Source organism: Microcoleus sp. Pol12A5 (assembly GCF_036701435.1).
GTDB lineage: Bacteria > Cyanobacteriota > Cyanobacteriia > Cyanobacteriales > Microcoleaceae > Microcoleus.
In genome coordinates, this window is record NZ_JAUBQU010000238.1 from 1 (window position 1) to 3,498 (window position 3,498).

Genomic DNA, 3,498 nt, shown 5'->3' on the forward strand with positions numbered 1-3,498 from the left:
ATTTGTTTATGATTGCTTTATTTGGTTTTCAATGTTCGTGACGGCTTTGTGTTCCGCCATGTAAATAAACATAAAGCATATTCTAAGGTTTGTAAAGTATTTTAACAACAGATTAACTGATATAAGCTATAAGTCTACTTTATCAATATGAAGAAAACTGCATAAAGAGGTAAGAATGCACAAAAAAGTAGGTAAAGCCTGGAAGCGGCTCGCCTTCAGGCATGGAAATATTAAGATACAGACTTCTGCTGGCTAGGTATCATAATGAGAGCCCAATAGGGAACTTCAGCGGGCTCGACATCTGCGATCGCCCGAATTCGCTGATTCGGCATAGTTGCGCGTTCTATATACAGTGCTCGATCGAACTGTCCCAACTCAATCAGTACGTCCCGGACTTTCGCAAAATGCCGGCCCAGCTTAATAATCACAGCAGCATCAACAACCGCCAGTCGATCGCGCAAAACCTCAGCATCCAGGGTCGCAGGCATAATACTTAACACATCGTTACGATAAGTCAGCGGCACTCCCAACGCAGCCGCACTCGCCATTGTCGAAGAAATTCCCGGCACAACTTCAGTGGTAAATCTCGCCGACAAACGGTTGAATAGATACATAAACGAGCCGTAGAGAAAAGGTTCGCCCTCACATAACACGGCCACATCCTGTCCCTCGCTTAGATGGGCGGCAATTTTCTCGCCAGCAATATCATAATAAGGTTGAGATGATCGCGTCGGACTAAAAGGCAACGGCATCGGAATCTCAATTTGCTCCGGGCGCAGATAATCTGCGACGATCGCCCGTGCCAGCACCTTACCATTTTCCATCGCCGGATATGCAATCACCGGCACCGATTGCAAAATCCTATAAGCTTTCAAAGTAATCAACTCTGGATCGCCAGGGCCAATACCTAAACCGTACAATTTACCAGTAGCCTTAGTCATAATTCATCCTTTTTCGCTAACGCATTCACGGCCGCCGTTGCCATTGCACTGCCACCGCGTCGCCCGTGCAGCGTAATAAATGGCACTCCCCGACTGTTGGCGGCCAGTTCGGCTTTGGATTCGGAAGCCCCCACAAATCCTACCGGGAAACCCAGAATTAAAGCCGGTTTGGGTGCTCCGGCATCTAGCATTTCCAGCAGTCGGAACAAAGCAGTCGGGGCATTGCCGATAGCCACAACCGCACCCTGCAACTTGTCCAGCCATAAATCAAGCGCCGCGGCCGATCGAGTATTTCCCATTTGCCGCGCTAACTCAGGAATCTCGGAATGCCAGAGGGTGCAAATCACAGGATTATCAGCGGGAAGGCGTTTGCGAGTGATGCCTTCGGCCACCATCTGGGCATCGCACAGAATCGGCGCGCCTGCTGAGAGGGCTTGGCGTCCGCAGGTGGCTGCACCGGGGGAAGCTGCTAAATCTGTAACAATATCGGTCATGCCGCAACTGTGAATTAGTCGCACGGCTACCGATTCTAAATCGGGTGGCAAGCTTGACAAATCTGCTTCGGCTCGAATTGTGGCAAAGGATTTTGTGTAGATTTCTGTTCCGTCTCGAATGTAGTCAATCATTGTTTAAAACTGCTATGGGAAGTTTGTGGGATTTTTGAAATAGATTTTTTGAATGAACCGCGAAGATGGAAAGGACGCGAAGGAAGAAATATCCAGAGAGATAGAAAGAGAAATAATTAAAAATTGTCAGTTTTCATGGGATATTTTTTCACTTTCAATTCCAATTTTCGGTGCTGAACAAATCCTGCAATTGGTCAATCGCCTGCCGATCGACAAACTCACCAAATGACTCCACAGGCTCTCGAAACCGCTGATACACCCGCAACATTCGCTCGATCGCACCGGGCATCTCAGTGGCACTCACCGCCGGAAAAATTGGTTGCCCGAAGGGCAAATCTTTTCTTCCCGCATAAATGTCGTAACCTTCGATCGTCTCGTCTCCTCGCTCAATCTGAATTCCCACCAGCGTGATATCAATTGGCCGATGCTGGGCGCAGGACTTTTCGCAACCGCTGAAATGAATGTTAATCGGCAGGTCGATCGTCAATTTTTGCGCTAAATCCCTCGCCATTACTAGGGCGTGACTTTGAGTATCTGTAGCCGCCGACGCACAGCCGCTGCTGCCGGCACAAGCCACCAAGCACGAATCTAGGCGAGTCGCCGACGAGTGCAATCCTAAATCGGCGACTTGCTCTTTTACGTCAAAAAGCTGGGAGTTGGGGATATCAGAAATCAACAGATTTTGCCACGGCGTAAGTCTCAGGGTACCGCTGGCTAGCTTGTGGGCTAAATTTGCCAACTTCCGCAGTTGCTTTGATTCTAGCCTACCGAGAGGCAGTACAATTCCCATGTAGGAGAAACCGGACTGTCGCTGAGGATGAATGCCGAGATGTCGGTGATGGGGGAGGGATTTTTCAGATGAGGCATCTTGGCTGTTTTTGGGAAAGGTGCAAGATGTGAATTGCCATAAAAATGGTAAATTCTGCTGTACCCTTTCTAGATAACTTTCAGCGCCCCAATCTGCCAGTAGGTGACGCAAACGCGGTTTTTTGCCATCAATTCGAGGTCTATTTTTGGTGTATTCAAGATAGGTGCTAGCGAGGGCGGCTAATACTGAAATACATTGCGATTCTTGGATTAAAATTCCTCTATCGCCGTTTAAATGCAGCCGAAAAACGATTTCTGATTGAGTTGAACGACCGAATGCAGCTAATAAAATATCATTGCGTAAAGCCTGGATCGAAACCGATTCCCCGCCGTCGAGGCCAATACTGAACTTAGGCGAAAGTTCCGACAATTCGGAATGCGTTTGCAGGTAATCATCCCAAGCTTTCACTAGCGGGCGAGTATCGAGTAACTGCTGGCTATCGATCCCTGCTGTCGGGCTTGCCATAATATTGCGAATCGGGTCAACTTCAACGCGGCGAGACGCTATCCCCAATTCCTGCAAGCGGTTCCAGACTTCCGGGGCAATTTCCGAGTTCACTTCTCTGATTTGCAAATTTGCCCGATTTGTCACTTGCAAACAGCCGGTACTGTATTGATCAGCCAAATCGGCGATCGTCCAACACTGCTGCGCGTTTAAAATTCCCCCCGGAATCCGCATTCTCGATAAAACTCCGTCTCGGGCTTGGGAACCGTAAAATAAACCCGGACAAGTCGGCAAATCAGTCAAAGCTAACAAATAATCTCCTCCCCGTGCTACGCAGGGAATCCAAAAGTAAACGCCCACAAAGCGCCCCCGAAATCGGCATTCTGACTTTTACAGTTGCGGCACAGCGCCGGAATTGCACCGGACTTTCCCGCTTTCAGGTTTTAGAAAGGTATCACGAGCTGACCTACAGAAAGCAAAACCCTCAACTTTCTTAACAAAACCCCTGGCGATCGCCCCTGTCTCTCCTTTCATCAGCTTTCCTAATCACACTCATCAGTTTAACTGTCGCTCAACCCCTTTACAAACCTTAACAACACCGTTAATAATATAAACATCA

The 3,498-nt window shown here is 48.4% G+C and carries 3 protein-coding genes and 1 riboswitch; all 3 genes read right to left on the reverse strand.

The window, feature by feature from the left end:
- Nucleotides 1-230: 230 nt before the first annotated feature.
- The 3 genes from QUA45_RS28270 to cobG all read right to left on the reverse strand — a co-directional run bounded on the left by QUA45_RS28270 (nt 231) and on the right by cobG (nt 3,239).
- Nucleotides 231-941: a precorrin-2 C(20)-methyltransferase gene (locus QUA45_RS28270; protein WP_333101241.1), complete on the reverse strand. Its 711-nt coding sequence runs from the start codon at nt 939-941 to the stop codon at nt 231-233.
- The gene (locus QUA45_RS28275) at nt 938-1,567 is read right to left on the reverse strand and encodes a precorrin-8X methylmutase (RefSeq protein ID WP_333101243.1); all 630 of its coding nucleotides are present in this window, start codon (nt 1,565-1,567) and stop codon (nt 938-940) included. The genes QUA45_RS28270 and QUA45_RS28275 overlap by 4 nt, the downstream gene beginning before the upstream one ends.
- A 154-nt stretch (nt 1,568-1,721) precedes the next feature.
- Nucleotides 1,722-3,239: a precorrin-3B synthase gene (cobG, locus tag QUA45_RS28280; protein ID WP_333101245.1), complete on the reverse strand. Its 1,518-nt coding sequence runs from the start codon at nt 3,237-3,239 to the stop codon at nt 1,722-1,724.
- Between the two features lie 8 nt (nt 3,240-3,247).
- Nucleotides 3,248-3,327, reverse strand: a riboswitch (adenosylcobalamin-variant (AdoCbl-variant) riboswitch).
- Between the last annotated feature and the right edge of the window lie 171 nt (nt 3,328-3,498).

Bases quoted from the DNA above. Each gene is read 5' to 3' on its own strand.
- QUA45_RS28270 (WP_333101241.1), bottom strand. From the start codon at position 941: ATGACTAAGGCTACTGGTAAATTGTACGGTTTAGGTATTGGCCCTGGC.
- QUA45_RS28275 (WP_333101243.1), bottom strand. From the start codon at position 1,567: ATGATTGACTACATTCGAGACGGAACAGAAATCTACACAAAATCCTTT.